14 protein-coding genes are annotated in these 17,122 nt (G+C 64.3%); 6 read left to right on the top strand and 8 right to left on the bottom strand.

The annotated features are described in order from the left end of the window. Positions 1 to 70: 70 nt before the first annotated feature. Both TP2_RS15695 and TP2_RS15700 read left to right on the top strand, forming a co-directional pair. Positions 71 to 1,459, top strand: coding sequence for a bifunctional enoyl-CoA hydratase/phosphate acetyltransferase (locus TP2_RS15695; protein ID WP_038079436.1), 1,389 nt, complete (start codon positions 71 to 73; stop codon positions 1,457 to 1,459). Further along, the gene (locus tag TP2_RS15700; protein WP_038079438.1) at positions 1,459 to 2,625 is read left to right on the top strand and encodes an acetate/propionate family kinase; all 1,167 of its coding nucleotides are present in this window, start codon (positions 1,459 to 1,461) and stop codon (positions 2,623 to 2,625) included. The genes TP2_RS15695 and TP2_RS15700 overlap by 1 nt, the downstream gene beginning before the upstream one ends. Positions 2,626 to 2,760: 135 nt before the next feature. On the opposite strand, the gene TP2_RS15705 is transcribed toward TP2_RS15700, so the two are convergent. Further along, positions 2,761 to 4,560, bottom strand: coding sequence for an aminopeptidase P family protein (locus TP2_RS15705; RefSeq protein WP_038079439.1), 1,800 nt, complete (start codon positions 4,558 to 4,560; stop codon positions 2,761 to 2,763). Next, the gene (cobT, locus tag TP2_RS15710) at positions 4,560 to 6,437 is read right to left on the bottom strand and encodes a cobaltochelatase subunit CobT (protein ID WP_038079525.1); all 1,878 of its coding nucleotides are present in this window, start codon (positions 6,435 to 6,437) and stop codon (positions 4,560 to 4,562) included. The genes TP2_RS15705 and cobT overlap by 1 nt, the downstream gene beginning before the upstream one ends. Before the next feature lie 190 nt (positions 6,438 to 6,627). Here cobT and TP2_RS15715 point away from each other — a divergent pair, with 190 nt between their 5' ends. Continuing rightward, positions 6,628 to 7,227: an NADPH-dependent FMN reductase gene (locus TP2_RS15715; protein WP_038079440.1), complete on the top strand. Its 600-nt coding sequence runs from the start codon at positions 6,628 to 6,630 to the stop codon at positions 7,225 to 7,227. Between the two features lie 126 nt (positions 7,228 to 7,353). Here the strand turns inward: TP2_RS15715 and TP2_RS18115 are convergent, their stop codons facing one another. Both TP2_RS18115 and cobS read right to left on the bottom strand, forming a co-directional pair. Then, a complete protein-coding gene (locus tag TP2_RS18115; protein WP_051692728.1) occupies positions 7,354 to 7,926 on the bottom strand; it encodes a hypothetical protein in 573 nt (190 codons plus the stop codon). Beyond that, entirely contained in the window at positions 7,923 to 8,894 is a 972-nt protein-coding gene (cobS, locus tag TP2_RS15725) for a cobaltochelatase subunit CobS (protein ID WP_038079443.1), read from the bottom strand. Before cobS ends, TP2_RS18115 begins: the two co-directional genes overlap by 4 nt. Before the next feature lie 176 nt (positions 8,895 to 9,070). On the opposite strand from cobS, the gene TP2_RS15730 reads away from it, so the two are divergent. Continuing rightward, complete coding sequence (locus TP2_RS15730; protein WP_038079445.1) at positions 9,071 to 9,487, top strand: DUF4177 domain-containing protein; 417 nt, start codon at positions 9,071 to 9,073, stop codon at positions 9,485 to 9,487. A gap of 342 nt (positions 9,488 to 9,829) precedes the next feature. Next, positions 9,830 to 10,450: a J domain-containing protein gene (locus TP2_RS15735; RefSeq protein WP_038079447.1), complete on the top strand. Its 621-nt coding sequence runs from the start codon at positions 9,830 to 9,832 to the stop codon at positions 10,448 to 10,450. Positions 10,451 to 10,607: 157 nt separating this feature from the next. Here the strand turns inward: TP2_RS15735 and TP2_RS15740 are convergent, their stop codons facing one another. The 4 genes from TP2_RS15740 to pepN form a co-directional block, all read right to left on the bottom strand. Further along, on the bottom strand, positions 10,608 to 11,579 hold the full coding sequence (locus TP2_RS15740; RefSeq protein ID WP_038079448.1) for a DUF808 domain-containing protein: 972 nt from the start codon (positions 11,577 to 11,579) through the stop codon (positions 10,608 to 10,610). Between the two features lie 142 nt (positions 11,580 to 11,721). Continuing rightward, positions 11,722 to 13,239: an Asp-tRNA(Asn)/Glu-tRNA(Gln) amidotransferase subunit GatB gene (gatB, locus tag TP2_RS15745; RefSeq protein ID WP_038079449.1), complete on the bottom strand. Its 1,518-nt coding sequence runs from the start codon at positions 13,237 to 13,239 to the stop codon at positions 11,722 to 11,724. An 87-nt stretch (positions 13,240 to 13,326) separates the two neighbouring features. Continuing rightward, positions 13,327 to 13,740: a hypothetical protein gene (locus tag TP2_RS15750; protein ID WP_038079450.1), complete on the bottom strand. Its 414-nt coding sequence runs from the start codon at positions 13,738 to 13,740 to the stop codon at positions 13,327 to 13,329. 201 nt (positions 13,741 to 13,941) lie between these two features. Further along, on the bottom strand, positions 13,942 to 16,512 hold the full coding sequence (gene pepN, locus TP2_RS15755) for an aminopeptidase N (RefSeq protein WP_051692729.1): 2,571 nt from the start codon (positions 16,510 to 16,512) through the stop codon (positions 13,942 to 13,944). A 271-nt stretch (positions 16,513 to 16,783) separates the two neighbouring features. On the opposite strand from pepN, the gene TP2_RS15760 reads away from it, so the two are divergent. Next, the gene (locus TP2_RS15760; RefSeq protein WP_038079451.1) at positions 16,784 to 17,074 is read left to right on the top strand and encodes a hypothetical protein; all 291 of its coding nucleotides are present in this window, start codon (positions 16,784 to 16,786) and stop codon (positions 17,072 to 17,074) included. The last annotated feature ends 48 nt before the right edge of the window (positions 17,075 to 17,122 follow it).

The raw sequence follows: 17,122 nt of genomic DNA on the forward strand, positions 1-17,122 counted from the left end.
TGTCCTGCCTAGCTAGGGGCGCGCGATTTCGGCAGAGTTGCGCAAGGAACGGATCGCGAAGGAGACAGGGATGATTTTCGAAAGCCGGAAATGGGAGGAAATCGAGGTCGGCCAGACAGCCGAGTTCAAGCGGCTCTGCACCGCCGACGATTTCTACGTTTTTGCCGCCGCTTCGGGCAATCACAACCCGGTCCATCTCGAGGCGGAGGATGGCGATGGCGACGGGGTCAAGGAAGCCTATGCGCCTGGCATGTTCGTGGCCTCGCTGATCACCGCCGTTCTGGGCAACCTCCTGCCCGGTCCGGGCACGCTCTATCGTTCGCAGAGCTTGCGTTTTCATGACAGGGCGCTGGCCGGGGAAGAGCTTTGCGCCCGCGTTAAGGTGGTCGAGAAACTGGAAGGTGGCATTCTGCGGCTGGTGACCGAGGTGACGCGCGTCGGCGACGGCGCGGTGATCGTCGAGGGTGAGGCCGAAGTGGTCGCACCGAAGAAACACCTGAAATTCGATGCGCTTGAAGTGCCCGGCCTGATCTCGCAGCGCCACCGCCATTTCGAGAAGCTTCTGGAAAAGGCCGAGCCGCTGCCCGATCTGGTCACCGCCGTCGTCTGCCCCGAAGAGCCGGTGTCGCTCGACGGGGCGATCCTCGCCGCCGAGCACAAGATCATCGAGCCGCTGCTGATCGGCCATCCCGAGAAGATCATGGCTGTCGCGAAAGAGCTGGGCCGCGATGTGACCAAGTTCGAAATCCTGCCCGCCGAGACCGCCCGCGACGCCGCGCGCATGGCGGTGCAGCTGGTCAACGAGGGTCGCGCGGGTGCGGTGATGAAGGGGCACCTGCACACCGATGCACTGCTCAAACCGATGCTCGACAAGAATACCGGGCTGCGGGTGGGCAAGCGCTTCACCCATGTCTTCGTGATGGATGTGCCGGGCGTGGTGCATCCGCTGATCGTCACCGATGCCGCGATCAACATCGCGCCCGATCTCGAGACCAAGGTGCATATCGTGCAAAACGCGATCGACGTCGCGATCTCGATCGGGATCGAGGTGCCGAAAGTGGGCGTTCTGTCCGCCGTCGAGACCGTGACGCCCGCGATCCCGTCCTCGCTCGATGCAGCCCTCCTGTCGAAGATGGCCGAGCGCGGTCAGATCACCGGTGGCGATGTCGATGGGCCACTCGCGATGGATAACGCGGTCGATCTGGGGGCCGCGCGCACCAAGGGCATCCGCTCGGCCGTGGCGGGCCGCGCCGAGGTGCTGGTGGCACCCGGCATCGACTCGGCCAATATGCTGGCCAAGCAGCTCGCCTATATCTCCCATGCCGAAGGGGCGGGGCTGGTTCTGGGGGCGAAAGTGCCGGTGATCCTGAATTCGCGCTCCGATAGCGGCATGGCGCGGCTGGCCTCCTGCGCCGTGGCCTCGATCCATTACCACCGCACCGTGGGGAGCCGCCTGTGATGCGCGCGATCCTGACGCTGAATTCCGGCTCGTCCTCGCTCAAGCTGGGGCTGTTCTCGGAAGGGCTGGAGACGCTCGCGCTTGGCCATGTCGACCGGATCGGGCGGCGCGAAGCGGCGATGAAGCTCTCAGGGGCCGATGGTTCACCCCTGCCTTTGCCCGCCTCGGCGCCGGACGATTTCGCGACCAACGCGGCGGCGCTGCACACCGCGCTCGCGGCTTTCCAATCCGCCTTTCCGGGCCTCGAGGTGATCGCGGTCGGCCACCGGATCGTGCATGGCGGGATCGACCATGCCGCGCCCGAGCGCCTGTCCGAGCCGCTGATGAAGGAGCTCGCGAAGCTCGCCCCCTTCGCACCGCTGCATCAGCCGCATAACCTTGCCGGCGTGCGCGCGGCCGTCGATACTTTCCCCGGCACCCCGCAGGTCGCCTGCTACGACACGGCCTTCCATCGCGGCCACCCCTTCGTGAGCGACACTTTCGCCCTGCCGCGCCGCTATTACGAGAAAGGCGTGCGCCGCTACGGCTTTCACGGGTTGAGTTATGATTTCATCAATGGCGAACTGACCCGCACCGAGCCCGAGCTGCACAAGGGCCGGGTGATCGTGGCGCATCTGGGCTCGGGCGCGTCGATGTGCGCGATCGAGAATGGCCAATCCGTGACCTCGACGATGGGGTTTTCCGCGCTGGAAGGCCTGCCGATGGGCACCCGCCCGGGCGAGCTGGACCCCGGTATCCTCCTTTACATGATGGATCAGGAGGGGATGAGCGCGTCGGAAATCTCCTCGCTCCTCTACAAGGAATCCGGCCTTCTGGGCATGTCGGGCATCTCCAATGACATGCGCACGCTGGAGGGTTCCGACGACCCGCGTGCAAAAGAGGCGATCGACTATTTCTGTTTCCGCATCAAGCGCCAGATCGGCGCGATGGCGGCGGCGATGGGGGGGCTCGACGGAATCGTCTTCACCGGCGGGATCGGTGAAAACTCGGCCCGGGTGCGCGCTCAGGCCTGCGATGGGCTGGGCTTTCTCGGGGTCGGGGTCGACGCGGCCGCCAATGCCGAAAACGCCCGCGAAATCGGCGCGGGCGAAGTCCGCGTTCTGGTGATCCCAACCAACGAGGAAATCGTGATCGCGCGGGCGGCGAAGGGGGTTCTCGATCTCTGAGCGCAGGCGCTGGCGGCAGCTTTGGGACGCTCCGCGGGGGATATTTGGAGCAGTTGGAAAGGAAGACCCTTCCCATTCCAACTGCTCCAAATATCCCCGCCGGAGGCATCCTTCGACTGCCGGATGCGGGCCGCATCAGATCGGCGCGCAGGCTCTTTCCAACCAAGCCTTCGCCGCATCACTCACCAGAGGCGCGATGCGGGTCTGAACCTCGGCGTGATAGGCGTTGAGCCAATCTCGCTCGTCAGGGCCCAGAAGCGTCTCGTCGATCAGGCGGCGGTCGATCGGCACCCAGGTGAGCGTCGCGAAGGAGAGCTGGTCGCGATTGTCGCCCTTGGGCGCGGCCTCTTCGGTGAGGATCAGGTTCTCGATCCGGATGCCGAATTGACCTTCGCGGTAATAGCCCGGCTCGTTCGACAGGATCATGCCGGGCTCGAGCGGCAGATCGGAGACGCGCGAGATCCGGGCGGGGCCTTCATGGACGCAAAGGGCCGCGCCCACGCCATGGCCCGTGCCGTGATCGTAGTCCAAGCCCTCGGCCCAGAGCGGCGCGCGGGCAAGCGCGTCGAGATGGGCGCCCGCGACCCCGCGCGGGAAGCGCGAGCGCGAAAGCGCGATCATGCCCTGCAGCACGCGGGTGAAGGGGCGTTTCGCATCGTCAGGCACCGCGCCCACGGCGACGGTACGGGTGATGTCGGTGGTGCCGTCGACATATTGCCCGCCGGAATCCACCAGCAGCAGCTCGCCCGGTTTCACGGGCCGGTTGGTGGCCTCGTTCACCCTGTAATGGACGATCGCGCCATTGCCGCCCGCGCCGCAGATCGTATCGAAGGAGATGTCGAGCAGCGAATTGGTGTCGCGCCGGAAACCTTCGAGCGCCGTGACCACGTCAATCTCGGTCAGCTGGCCCTTGGGGGCCTCGGCGTCGAGCCAGCACAGGAACTCGACCATCGCGGAGGCATCGCGCAGATGGGCGGCCTCCATGCCCCCAACCTCGGACGGGTTCTTGCGCGCTTTCGGCAGGATGCAGGGATCGCGCGCCTCAACGATCTTCGTGCCGTGATCGGCCAGCAGCAGCGAGACGGCGAGCGGGGCGCTGTCGGGATCGACCAGCACCGGGCCTTCGATGGCCTCCAGCGCGGCAGTGAGGCTGTCGGTCGGCAGGATCGAGACCTCGGGGCCGAGATGGGCGCACAGGGTCTCGTCGAATTTGGCCGCATCGGCGAAGAGCTTGACCGTGGCATCCTCGAAGAGCACCGCGAAGGACTGCACCACCGGGTTGCGGGGGATATCGGCGCCGCGAATGTTCAAAAGCCAGCAGATTGAATCCGGCAAGGTGAGCACGGCGGCGGCGGCGTTCCGGGCGCGCAGGCCCTTGGCCAGACGCGCGCGTTTCGCCTCGGCCGTCTCGCCCGCGAATTCCGGCGGGTGGATGCGGGCAGGGGCGGCGGGCGGGGCAGGGCGGTCCTCCCAGACCCGGTCGACGAGGTTCGCGCTTTCCACCAGCGCGATGCCCGAGCCCTCCAGACCCTCGCGGATCCGCGCGATCTCGGATTTCGTGTGCAGCCACGGATCGAAGCCGATCTTGGCACCCGAGACCGCGTGTTCACGCAGCCAGTCGGCGGGTTTGACCTCGGGCCAGTTGACCGGAGTGAAGTGATCGAGCGCGACCTCGGCGCGCACCTGCACCCGATAGCGACCATCGACGAAGACGCCCGCGATCTCGGGCAGGGCGATGCAGAAGCCCGCAGAGCCGGTGAAGCCCGTCAGCCAGCCCAGACGCGCGTCGCACTCGGCGACATATTCGCCCTGATGGGCATCGGCACGCGGGATGATGAACCCGTCGAGCCCTGCGGCAGACATGGCTTCGCGCAGGGCCGCCAGACGGGGCGGGCCCAGTTCGGGGCGCGATTGCACCGAGAAATCCTGAAACATCAGATCGCCTTCTTGATCCCGAGGAAACGCGCCTTCGCGCGCGGGTCGCTGTCGAACAGCGATGCCAGCTGTTCGGTCATCGCGCCTGCCAGCTGCTCGACATCGGTGATCGTCACCGCGTGCTGGTAATAGCGCGTCACGTCATGGCCGATGCCGATCGCGATCAGCTCCACCGCGCGGCGTTTCTCGACCATGGCGATCACGTCGCGCAGGTGTTTTTCGAGGAAGATCGCGGGGTTGACCGAGAGCGTGGAATCGTCGACCGGCGCGCCATCCGAGATCACCATGAGGATCTTGCGCGCCTCGGGACGCATCAGCATACGCTTATGCGCCCATTCCAGCGCCTCGCCGTCGATGTTTTCCTTCAGCAGGCCTTCCTTCATCATCAGGCCCAGATTGGCCCGCGTCCGGCGCATGGGCGCATCGGCGCGCTTGTAGATGATGTGGCGCAGGTCGTTCAGGCGACCCGGGCTTTGCGGGCGGCCATCCGAGAGCCATTTCTCGCGCGATTGCCCGCCTTTCCAGGCCCGCGTGGTGAAGCCGAGGATTTCGACCTTCACGTCGCAACGCTCCAGTGTGCGGGCCAGAACGTCGGCGCAGATCGCCGCGATCGAGATCGGGCGGCCGCGCATCGAGCCGGAATTGTCCAGAAGCAGCGTGACCACGGTGTCGCGGAACTCGGTGTCCTTCTCGACCTTGAAGCTCAGCGGCGTGGTCGGGTTCGCGACAACGCGTGCAAGGCGGCCCGCATCGAGCATCCCTTCCTCGCGGTCGAATTCCCAAGACCGGTTCTGCTGCGCCTGCAGGCGGCGTTGCAGCTTGTTGGCCAGACGCGACACCGCGCCCTTGAGTGGCTCCAACTGCTGGTCGAGATAGAGGCGCAGCCGTTCGAGTTCCGCCGGTTCGGCCAGATCCTCGGCGGCGATCTCCTCGTCGAACTCGGTCGTGTAGACGGTGTAATTCGGGTCGGCAGCGGAATGGGGCGGGGGCGGCGGCGGCTCCAGCGGCGCATCGGCCTGGGGCATGTCTACCTCTTCGCCCATCTCCTGATCGGCGAGATCGTCCGAGCTGACGGTGGTCTGGCTCTGGTCCTGCTGGGTTTCCTGGCTGGATTCCGGGGAGGCCTCGGCGTCGTCCTGCTCTTGCTCGTCGCGGGCCTGCTCTTCGCCCTGTTCCTCGTCCTGGCTGGACTGATCCTCGTCCTCGCTCTCGTCGCCCATTTCTTCGTCTGGGTCGTCGCCGAGCTGGTCGGCATAGCCGAGATCGGCAATCACCTTGCGCGCCAGCCGTGCGAACGCGGCCTGATCGCTCAGCACGTGATTGACGTTCTCCAGATCCTCGCCCGCAGATTGTTCGATGAAAGGCCGCCACAGGTCGAGCACGTTATCGGCACCCGGCGGCAGTTTGCGGCCCGTGGCCAGTTCGCGCACGAAATAGCCCGCGGCCACCGCGAGCGGGGCCTCTTCGGGGGCGCGGATCTGGGCATAGCCCTTGCGCTCGGCCTCATGGGCAATCTTGGCGTCGATATTGCTCAGCGTGCCGGGCATCTCTCGCGCGCCAAGCGCCTCGCAGCGCGCGGTCTCCATCGCCTCGTAGATCGCCGCGGCCAGATCGCCCGAGGGCGCGTAGCGGCTGTCGATCGCGGCGTCGTGGTGGCGACGGCGCATTGCCAGCGCATCGCCCGTACCGCGCGCCAGCAGCACCTCCTCGCGGGTCATCCGCCGCGAGACTTGCGGCAGGCGCATCGTGTCTGCGGTCATGCCCGAAGGGTCGACCGAGTAACTCACCGTCATGTCGGGCGCGTCCGCGAGCGTTTTCGTCGCTTCGGCCAGTGCCTTCTTGAACGGATCGGCGGGGTTATCGGAGGGCTTGCTCATGGCAAAGGTAAAGCACCGCGCGCGCGCGCCCGCAAGAGCCGATCCGCGCCGCGGGCGGTTCCCGCCCGTTCCGCGCCAGAGCCGTTCACCGGCGCACATATTGAGCCATTGGAACCGGGTAAGGGAGCTTTACCTTTAGTCTCAAAGGCTCGCCGCCCTCCCGATGCGGGCCAGTGGAAAGGAGACGGATATGGCTGAGACGCTGAAAATCGGAGTGATCGTGGGCACGACCCGCGAAGGCCGCTTTGCCGACAAGGCGCTGGAATGGTTCGAGAAGAAAATCGCGGCGCGCGAAGATATGAGCTATGAGGTGCTCGACCTGCGCGAGGCCGCGCTGCCCTTCTTCGACGAGGTTGCGCCCCCGGCGGCCAAGCCCGTGACCGATCCCAAGGCGCAGGCCTGGGGCGAGCGGCTCAAGCATTTCGATGGGTTCATCGTGCTGACGGCCGAATACAACCACTCAATCCCGGCTTCGATCAAGAACGCGTTCGATTATGCGTTCGAGGGCTGGCAGCGCAAACCGTTGGGCACCGTTGGCTATGGCGGTGTCGGCGCGGCGCGCGCGGTCGAGCATCTGCGCCTCGTGGCGATCAATTTCGGCATGGTGCCGGTCGCGGGCGCGGTAAGCATTGGCGGGGCGGATTTCGTGAAAGCCTCGCAAGGCACGCCGATCTCGGAGCTGGGCGATCACCTCGAGGGGCCTGCCAAGGCACTGCTCGACGATATGGCCTTCTGGGGTTGGGCTGCGAAAAACGCGAAGGATGAGGCCGAGGCGCGAAAGGCCGCGTGAGGCTTTTCTGCGTTTGGGAATTCGGAATGCCCGGTCAAGCGCCCGGGCATTTCCTTTGGGACGCGGGACGATACGCTCCGGTCCGCCCCCGATCCGCTCTGCCCTTTGGCGAGTCGGAATCCGCGTCTACTGGAACAGCCCCGTGCAGATCATCGGCATCCAGTCCGCGTGAAGCGTGCTGAGCGGGAACGCACGGCGGTCCTGCATACCCTCGGCACGCTGGGTGCCCTTCTCCATCACGTAGCCGCCACTGAGCAGGTTCACGTCGCAACTGCCCGTGTCCTGCGGATCAATCCGGTCATAATAGTGGTAGGTGTAGCCCGAGACGACGAAGCCACCGTGGCGCCAGGCGATCGCGTAATCGCTTTCCCAGGGCGTCCGGCCAATGCCGATCTGCTCGGAATGGAGCTTGAACGACGTATCGGAGGCCGGGTGCAAGGAAGGGGTCTGCCCGCCCATCTGCCCAGAAAAGACAACCCGCTCGACGCGTAGCGTTTCCTTCAGCCCAAAGACCGGATCGCCGAGATAGATCACCAGATCGGCCGCATCGGCGCCGCTTTGCTCCAGCATCGCGGCGTCCGGCACGTCGTCGCCATTCCAGTCGCCCGTGATCGCGGCGAAGATCTCGCCATCCTTTGGCGCCTCCTGCGCGACTGCCGCAAGAGGCAATAAGGCGATCAGGATAGCGAGCCGGATCACTTCGCGACGTTCGCCGCGCTTTCGGGCAGTTCCTCGTCGAACAGGCGCTGATAGAACTCGGCCACCGTCTGGCGCTCGAGCTCATCGCATTTGTTCAGGAAGGTCAGCCGGAAGGCGTAGCCGACATTGTTGAAGATCCGTGCGTTCTGCGCCCAGGCGATCACCGTGCGCGGCGACATCACCGTCGACAGATCGCCGTTCATGAAAGCGGTCCGGGTGAGATCGGCCACATGCACCATCTGGCTGATCGTCTTGCGTCCGGCTTCGGTGTTGTAGGCGGGGTTCTTCGACAGGACGATCGCGGCTTCGGCGTCGTGGCTGAGATAGTTCAGCGTCGCCACCAGCGACCAGCGGTCCATCTGGCCCTGGTTGATCTGCTGAGTGCCGTGATAGAGGCCCGTCGTGTCGCCCAGACCCACCGTGTTCGAGGTGGCGAAGAGGCGGAAATAGGGGTTCGGCGTGATCACTTCGTTCTGATCGAGCAGCGTCAGCTTGCCGTCGGCTTCCAACACGCGCTGGATCACGAACATCACGTCGGCGCGGCCGGCATCGTATTCGTCGAACACGATCGCGGTCGGGTTGCGCAGCGCCCAAGGCAGGATGCCTTCGTGGAAAACGGTGACCTGCTTGCCGTCCACCAGCTTGATCGCGTCCTTGCCGATCAGGTCGATCCGGCTCACATGGCTGTCGAGATTGACGCGCACGCAGGGCCAGTTCAGCCGGGCAGCGACCTGCTCGATATGGGTCGATTTCCCGGTGCCGTGATAGCCCTGGATCATGACGCGGCGGTTATAGGCAAAGCCCGCGAGGATCGCCATCGTGGTATCGGGGTCGAATTTGTAGGTCGGGTCGAGCTCGGGCACGCGGTCGGTGCGATCGGCAAACCCCTTCACCTTCATATCGGACTCGATTCCGAAGACTTCACGGACATCGATATCTTCGGTGGGCTTGGCATTCTGATCGAGCATCGCGGGCGTCCTTTCCTTGTTGGCTGCGATTTGTGAACCATCGCGCGGGGGCGTGCAAGGGCCGCGATTGTCACGGGCACAGCGATCTCGGCCCGTTCCCGCTCGCGCACCCCCGTTTCGGTTGACCCGAAACCGCCATCAGCTAGAAAGGCGCCAAGCCAGATGAGGTGCATTCGATGCAGCAATACGAATACAAGGTCGTTCCCGCCCCCGCACGCGGCGAGAAGGAACGCGGGCTCAAGACCGGGGCAGATCGGTTCGCCCATACGCTCTCGGCCGTGATGAACGAGATGGCCGCGAAGGGCTGGGACTATCTGCGTGCCGAGACGCTTCCGGCCGAGGAGCGCGCAGGGCTGACCGGCAAGACGACGGTCTATCACAACCTGCTCGTATTCCGCCGCGCTGTGAGCCTTGATCCTGCGCAAGGGCTTGGTGCCCATGCCGTCCATGAGCCCGCCGCGAATGCCGAGGCAGCGCCAGCAAGCGCCGCCGCCCCCAACGAGCCCGCACGCCGCGCCCTCTCGGCCGAGGCGCCCGAAGGCCGCACACCCAGCCTGCGCGCCAGCCGCTCGGACGAAGACGAGGACGCTTGAGCCCCGCCCAAAGCGTGATGGCGTTTGCCAGCCTGTGACTGCGCGCAAGCGGTGCCGGCTAACGGTCCTCGGGATAGACAAGCCTGAGTCGGCTTGCGTTCTTCTGTGCCGTGGCTGCATGACACGTCGCAGCGGGCGCGCTTGCGGGCTGGCGCGATTTGCTCGGGATCAAGCGACATTCGGCACCTGCGGATCTCCTCCAGGATCAGCGTTTTTCCGTCGCAGATCGGGTTCGGGCCCTTTCATGATCCGTCATTTCGATTAGACTGCGTGACCCGACTCGGAGGCAGACGGAAAACCACCGCACCGGACGGGCACGCGGGCAGGACGAATGAGGCAAGCATGAGCAAGAGCGATCCCTTCGGTTTCAACATCTCGGCCGCCGCCGACAAGAAGCGCCGCTCGCGCGGCAAGCGCGGCATGTCGGGCGCTTTCGAGACCTCGACGCGCATCTGCGACAAGGAGGGCTGCACCGAGCCGGGCAAGTATCGCGCGCCCAAGAGCCCGAAGGTGCTCGATGATTACTACTGGTTCTGCAAGGACCACGTGCGCGAATACAATCTCAACTGGAACTACTTCCAAGGCCAGTCCGAGGAAGAATTCCAGGCCTTCCTCGACAACGCGACCGTCTGGGAACGTCCGACCAAACCCTTCGGCAAGGCCAAGGAGGAGAAGGGCTGGGCGCGTCACGGTATCTCCGATCCGCATGAGATCCTCGGCGACAATGCCACGAAGAACCCCGGGCGTTCGCTCGGGCGCAAGCTGCCGCCGACCGAACGCCGCGCCCTCGACATTCTCGATGCCAAGGACACGATGTCGAAGGCCGAGATCCGCAAATGCTACAAGGCGCTGATCAAGGTGTTGCACCCGGACATGAATGGCGGCGATCGCTCGCAGGAAGAGATGCTGCAAGAGGTCGTCTGGGCCTGGGATCAGCTCAAGGAAAGCCGCAACTTCAAGTGATCTTCGGTCCGGCTCCGTCGAGGGGGCGCTGCCCCCGCTCGCGTGCCGCGAGCCCCCCCGAGATATTTTTTTCAAGAAGAAGCGGAAATGGACCTTCTTCTTGATGAAAATATCTCGGGGTGAATTCGGCGAAGCCGAAGAGGGGCAGCGCCCCTTGTCAATGTGCGGGTTTCTGCTTTCCGGTCAACGCGCGATAAATCGGCTGGATCACGCGGGTGACGATGGGGATAAGCACCAAGCCGTAGGCGAGGCCGAAGATCCCGTCGAAAAACGCGGTTACCGCCCAGGCGACGAAGCTCTGCGCTGTCTCCACCGCATGGGCGGCAGCTTCGGCCTGATGGTGGATCCAGTCATAGGGGGCGTGCCAGCCGAGTTCTGCGATCCCGTGCAGCACGATATTGCCGCCGACCCAGATCATCGCCGCCGTGCCCACGATCATCAGCGCCTTCATCAGCCAGGGCATGAATTTCACCATGCCGCGGCCAAAGGCCCGGGTCGCACCGAATCTGGCGTTCGCGGCCAGCCATAGCCCTGCATCGTCGGCTTTCACGATCACCGCGACCGATCCATAGACCAGCACCGTCACACCGATCCCGATGATTGCCAGCGCGATCGCCTCCATCCAGATCGGCTGGCCCTCGGGCAGCGCCGCAAGGCCGATCGTCATGATCTCGGCCGAGAGGATGAAATCGGTCTTCACCGCTGATTTCACGCGTTTTTCTTCGAGGTGATCGGCAGTCTCTGCCGCGACATGGCCTTCGGCATCGGGTTCATGCGGCTTGAACAGGTGGTAGACCTTTTCGGCGCCCTCAAAACACAGATACGAGCCGCCGAGCATCAGCAAGGGCGTGATCAGCCAGGGGGCGAAGGCCGAGAGCAAAAGCGCCGCGGGCAACAGGAAGACCAGCTTGTTCTTGATCGAGCCGAGCGCGATCTTGCCCACGATCGGCAATTCGCGGGCGGGCTTGAAGCCGTGGACGTATTTCGGGGTGACGGCGGCGTCGTCGATCAACGCGCCTGCGGCCTTCGAACCTGCCTTGGCCGCCTGACCTGCTGCATCGTCGATCGAGGTTGCCGCGATCTTGGCGATCCCCGCCACGTCATCGAGCAATGCCAGCAAACCACTCATCGCAAACCCTTTCCTCGTCACCTTTTCGCGACCCTAGGGCGCGGGAGGATAAGCGGCAAGCCTGAAGCAAGGTTCCGCCCTGACGACGTCGTCGCATGAAAAAGGGCGCCCGAAGGCGCCCCGATCCGGAAGGTGGGAAGGCTCAGAGGCCCAGTTTCTTCGCCACGATCTCGTTGACCGCCTTGGGGTTGGCCTTGCCGCCCGAAGCCTTGATCACCTGACCGACGAACCAGCCCGCGAGTTTCGGGTTGGCCTTGGCCTTCTCGACCTGATCGGGGTTCGCGGCGATCACCTCGTCCACCGCCGCCTCGATCGCGCCGGTATCGGTGACCTGGATCATGCCGCGCTCTTCCACGATCTTTTCCGGGTCGCCGCCCTCGGTATAGACGATCTCGAACAGGTCCTTCGCGATCTTGCCCGAGATCTTGTCGGATTTGATCAGCTTGATGATCGCGCCGAGCTGGGCGGGGTTCACGGGGCTGTCGGTGATCGCGCGGTCGTCTTTTTTCAGGCGGCCGAAGAGCTCATTGATGACCCAGTTCGCGGCGAGCTTGCCGTCACCGGCCTCGGCCACCACGGCCTCGAAGTAATCCGCGTTCTCGACCTCTGCGGTCAGCACCGAGGCGTCGTATTCCGACAGTCCAAGTGCCGTCACGAAGCGCGCCTTCTTCTCGTCGGGCAGCTCGGGCATGGTGGTGGCGATGTCGTCCACCCAGGCCTGCTCGATTTCCAGCGGCAGCAGGTCGGGGCAGGGGAAGTAGCGGTAATCATGCGCCTCTTCCTTCGAGCGCATCGAACGCGTCTCGCCCTTGTCCGGATCGTAGAGGCGGGTTTCCTGCACGACTTCGCCGCCGTCTTCGACGATGGCGATCTGGCGACGGGCCTCGTATTCGATGGCCTGTTGGATGAAGCGCATCGAGTTCATGTTCTTGATCTCGCAGCGCGTTCCGAGATGCGAGAAATCCTGCGTCTCCTGATATTTCTCGTAAGCGCCGGGCTTGCAGATCGACACGTTCACATCCGCGCGCAGGTTGCCGTTTTGCATGTTGCCGTCGCAGGTGCCGAGATAGCGCAGGATCTGGCGCAGCTTGCCGACATAGGCGGCCGCCTCTTCGGGGCCACGGATGTCGGGGCGCGAGACGATCTCCATCAGCGCGACGCCGGTGCGGTTGAGGTCCACGAAGGACATGTGCGGATCCATGTCGTGGATCGACTTGCCCGCATCCTGTTCGAGGTGGATGCGTTCGATCCGGACCTTGCGCGCAACGCCCGGGCCCATATCCACGATGATCTCACCTTCGCCCACGATCGGGTGGTAGAGCTGCGAAATCTGGTAGCCCTGCGGCAGGTCCGGGTAGAAATAGTTCTTCCGGTCGAAAGCGGAGGTCAGGTTGATCTCGGCCTTCAGGCCCAGCCCGGTGCGCACGGCTTGCGCCACGCAGAATTCGTTGATCACCGGCAGCATGCCGGGCATCGCCGCATCGACGAAGGCCACGTTCGAGTTCGGCTCGGCGCCGAACGTGGTCGAGGCGCCCGAGAAGAGCTTGGCCTTGGAGGCGACCTGCGCGTGCACCTCGAGCCCGATCACCAGTTCCCAATCCGACTTGGCGCCGGCGATCACCTTGGGTTCGGGGGCTTTGAATTCGAGATGGTCGAGCATGTCCGCATCCTGTCTGATAGGCTTGATCCGCCTTCTAGGACAGGGGCGGGGCGGGGGCAAGAGGGCGCTCCCACCCGCGACCGGGGCTTAGCTCACCTCGACGCCGCGCGCGCTCAATTCGGCGCTCAGGCGCTCGGCCGACGGGATCGCCTCGGGGGGCAGGTAGGCGTGCCGTCCGTCCGAGAGGAAAAGCAGGCATTCCATTCCGCCAAAGCGGCGTTTGCGGATCTGGGCCGCAGCGATCTGAGCGAGCGGGAAACTCCCGAGCTGGCGACCGTTGCGAAACACCTCCATCCGGGCCTGCGTGATCCGCAGAGCCCCGGAGCGATTGCGTGCAAGCCGCCAGAGCGTGAGCAGCAGAAATGTCCAGATAAGCGCATGAATCCAGTTTTGGGCGCCAATCTGCGCCGCGAAATACAGCAGGCCCATGCCAAGACCGAGCGCGAGATAACCTCCTGCCCGGCGAGCCTGTTTGCGATATTCAAAAGGGATGTCGTCCATGATCGGTCTTTGTCGTTTGCTATGGACTTGGTTTTGCCCCCAGAACTCGGCGAGGCTTTAACGCGGCTGGGTCAAAATCGGGGCGAAAACGGGCGCTGTTTACGCTCGCGTAACAACAGGCCGAAATCGGCGCGATTGTCGGGGCTTGAGGTCGGAAAGGGCGCGCACCCTGCGCGCACGCCCCTGCCGGAAGAATCATGTTCAGGCGAGAAGCCGCGCCGTCATCTCCGAGAGATCGCGGCTTAGCCCTTGCGTCGCGCTGATGCGTTCGAGCGCATTGCGCACTATCGCCTGGCGCTCGGCGTCGTAGCGCTTCCAGGTCTCGAAGGCGGTGGACATGCGCGCGGCAACCTGCGGGTTGACCGGATCGAGCCGGATCAGCCAGTCAGCGTAGAAGCGGTAGCCCGCCCCGTCCTTGCCATGAAAACCGGCGTGGTTGCCCGAAAGCCCCGCCATGAGCGCACGGAACCGGTTCGGCGTCTTCCAGGTGAACAGCGGATCCTCGGTCAGCTCCTCGGCTCGCTCGACGGCGATCTCGGGCGGGCAGGCAGCGAGCTGGGTCATGAACCATTTGTCCATCACCAGCCGGTCGCCTTTCCAACGTTCGCGGAAGGCTGCAAGCGCGTCCTCATCGGCACCAGCCTGTACCAGCAGGCTGAGCGCACCGAGGCTCTCGGTCATGTTGGTCGCGCTTTCGAATAGCGCCTGCGCCCGCTGGCCGCCGTCAATGCGGTTCAGCAGTCCGGCAGCGGCGAGGCGCAGTGCGCGCTGCCCTGCAGGTCCGGGATCGGGGCTGTAGGGGCCGGGCACCGCCATCGCGTCGTAAATCTCGGCAAGCGCAGCCTCGTGGTTTCGCGCAAGGTCTGTCGCGAGTGCCTCGCGCGCGGCATGGATCGCATCGGGATCAGGGGTGAGGCCGCGGTCGTGCAGCGACTGCGCTATGCCATCCTCGGAAGGAAGCCGCAGGCAGAGTGCACGAAACGCGGGTTCGGCGCTTTCATCCGTGATCAACTTGCCAAGCGCGACCGCGTAATCGGGCTGCGCGGCCTTGCCTTGCGCCATCGCCACCAACGCCTCTTGCGCCAATTGCCGTCCCGCCTCCCACCGGTTGAAGGGATCGGTGTCTTCGGCGAGGAGGAAGGCCAGCTCGCCGGGCGCGATATTGCGCTCGAGACTGACCGGGGCCGAAAATCCGCGCAGGATAGAGGCGACGGGCCTTTGCGGCAGATCCTCGAAGGTGAACTCCTGCTTGGCCTCGGTCATCTCCAGCACCCGCGACGGCGCGCGTTCGTCGCCATCGGGGCAGAGCAGCCCCACGGTGATCGGAATATGGCGCGGTCTTTTCTGCGGCTGACCGGGAGTGGGCTTGGTCTCCTGCTCGAAGCGCAGCGTGAAGACCCCGTCCTTGTAATGCTCGCTAACGCGAAGCACCGGCGTCCCCGCATCGGTGTACCAGCGTTTGAACTGGCTCAGGTCGCGGCCCGAGCTGTCCTCGAACACCTTCAGCCAATCCTCGATCGTGCAGGCCTGCCCGTCATGGCGCTCGAAATAAAGGTCGAGCGCCTGACGGTAGCCGGTTTCACCCACCAGCGTGCGCAACATCCCCACGATTTCCGCGCCCTTCTCATAGACGGTCGCGGTATAGAAATTGTTGATCTCTTTATAGTGGTCGGGGCGCGGCGGGTGCGCGAGCGGGCCGCGATCCTCGCGAAACTGGCGTGCGCGCAGCATGATCACGTCATCGATGCGCTTGACCGGGCCGAGCCGCGTGTCGCGGGTGAAGCATTGATCGCGATAGACGGTCAGCCCTTCCTTCAGGCACAGCTGGAACCAGTCGCGGCAGGTGATGCGGTTTCCCGTCCAATTGTGGAAATACTCATGCGCGATGATGCCCTCGATGCGTTCGTAATCGGCATCGGTCGCGGTCTCGGGCGAGGCGAGAACCCATTTGGAGTTGAAAATGTTCAACCCCTTGTTCTCCATCGCGCCCATATTGAAGTCGTCGACCGCGACAATGTTGAAGATATCGAGGTCGTATTCGCGCCCGTAGACCTCTTCATCCCATTGCATCGAGCGTTTCAGCGCCTCGAGCGCAAATTCGCAGCGGTCTTCGTCGCCCTTGCGCACCCAGATGTTGAGCGCAACCTCTCGGCCCGACATCGTGGTGAAGGTGCCCGAATGCGCGATAAGGTCACCGGCGACGAGGGCGAAGAGATAGGCAGGTTTGGGCCAGGGGTCGATCCATTCGGCATAGCCGTTCTCCTGCGCGACCAGATCGCCATTCGACAGCAGCACCGGTGCGTCGCCCGTGATCGTGACATGGAATTTTGCCATCACGTCGGGGCGGTCAGGATAATAGGTGATCTTGCGGAAGCCCTCGGCCTCGCATTGCGTGCAATACATGCCGTTGGACATGTAAAGCCCTTCGAGCGCGGTATTCGTCTCGGGCGCGATGCGCACCACTGTCTCTAGGGTGAAGGGCTGTTCGGGCAGCGAGGCTGCGAAGATCGTCAGACCCGTCGCGCTGGTCTTGTATTCGTCCCGCAGCAATCTGCGCCCGTCGAGGGAGATAGACACCAGATCGAGCTCTTCGCCGTCGAGATGCAAGGTGGCGGCGGGCAGTTTCGGGCTGAAGGCCATCCGTGCGCGAACTTCGGTCTGTTTCGGATCGAGCCGGAAATCGAGCCGCACGGTTTCAAGCTCGAACGGATAGGGGCGATACTCGTCAAGGCGCTTGGTGACAGAGTCCAGCGCGGTCACATCGGCTGTCATTCTTGAATGGGTCTCCTGTGTGGTTTTCGGCGAAGTAGCTGTGTCGGCGATTGCAGAAAGCAAACCTTTTGTGGGGTACATCAAAATCTAGCTTCAAAAGCGAAAGAAAAAGAAAGCATTAGCAAGGAGCGTCAGGATGCCGCGCTCCTCATGCAACGGGAAAGTCGCGCGGATCATGCAACTTTCGGCCTCTCGCGCGCGTTACTGACACAATGCATCCCTTCCACGCGCTCCGGAAGGAGGGCGCAAATGTAACATGAAAGGAGGCCCTATGTCCGCCCCCGACACCAATCTCGACCGCCAGAAACGCCGCCATGCGCCGGCCCTCATCGGCATGGCCGTGATGGCCTTGCTCGGCGTTGCGCTTGTCTTCGCCTGGATCGCAGCGGCGAGCCGTGACGCCCAGACCGCCAGTGAGACGCCCCCTGCCGAGACCCCGGCCGCCGCAATCCCGACGACCGATGGGGTCGTCAAGTCCGAGCCGCCCGCTGCGCCGCTTGACGGAACCGGGCCCTCGACCACGCAGGCGCCTGCGACGACTGGGGTCGGCGGCTCGCAGTAACACTGTGCGACGCGTCAAATGACATAGGTTTTCCCGCGCCAGTCGCAG

Origin of the sequence: Thioclava pacifica DSM 10166 (assembly GCF_000714535.1) — a bacterium.
Classification (GTDB): domain Bacteria; phylum Pseudomonadota; class Alphaproteobacteria; order Rhodobacterales; family Rhodobacteraceae; genus Thioclava; species Thioclava pacifica.

What these genes read in the sequence shown, in the direction of transcription:
- TP2_RS15700 (WP_038079438.1), top strand. Translation starts at nt 1,459, where the DNA reads ATGCGCGCGATCCTGACGCTGAATTCCGGCTCGTCCTCGCTCAAGCTG.
- TP2_RS15735 (WP_038079447.1), top strand. Translation starts at nt 9,830, where the DNA reads ATGAGCAAGAGCGATCCCTTCGGTTTCAACATCTCGGCCGCCGCCGAC.
- pepN (WP_051692729.1), bottom strand. Translation starts at nt 16,512, where the DNA reads ATGACAGCCGATGTGACCGCGCTGGACTCTGTCACCAAGCGCCTTGAC.
- TP2_RS15705 (WP_038079439.1), bottom strand. Translation starts at nt 4,560, where the DNA reads ATGTTTCAGGATTTCTCGGTGCAATCGCGCCCCGAACTGGGCCCGCCC.
- TP2_RS15715 (WP_038079440.1), top strand. Translation starts at nt 6,628, where the DNA reads ATGGCTGAGACGCTGAAAATCGGAGTGATCGTGGGCACGACCCGCGAA.
- TP2_RS15760 (WP_038079451.1), top strand. Translation starts at nt 16,784, where the DNA reads ATGTCCGCCCCCGACACCAATCTCGACCGCCAGAAACGCCGCCATGCG.
- TP2_RS15730 (WP_038079445.1), top strand. Translation starts at nt 9,071, where the DNA reads ATGCAGCAATACGAATACAAGGTCGTTCCCGCCCCCGCACGCGGCGAG.
- TP2_RS15750 (WP_038079450.1), bottom strand. Translation starts at nt 13,740, where the DNA reads ATGGACGACATCCCTTTTGAATATCGCAAACAGGCTCGCCGGGCAGGA.
- gatB (WP_038079449.1), bottom strand. Translation starts at nt 13,239, where the DNA reads ATGCTCGACCATCTCGAATTCAAAGCCCCCGAACCCAAGGTGATCGCC.
- TP2_RS15740 (WP_038079448.1), bottom strand. Translation starts at nt 11,579, where the DNA reads ATGAGTGGTTTGCTGGCATTGCTCGATGACGTGGCGGGGATCGCCAAG.
- cobT (WP_038079525.1), bottom strand. Translation starts at nt 6,437, where the DNA reads ATGAGCAAGCCCTCCGATAACCCCGCCGATCCGTTCAAGAAGGCACTG.
- TP2_RS15695 (WP_038079436.1), top strand. Translation starts at nt 71, where the DNA reads ATGATTTTCGAAAGCCGGAAATGGGAGGAAATCGAGGTCGGCCAGACA.
- cobS (WP_038079443.1), bottom strand. Translation starts at nt 8,894, where the DNA reads ATGCTCGATCAGAATGCCAAGCCCACCGAAGATATCGATGTCCGTGAA.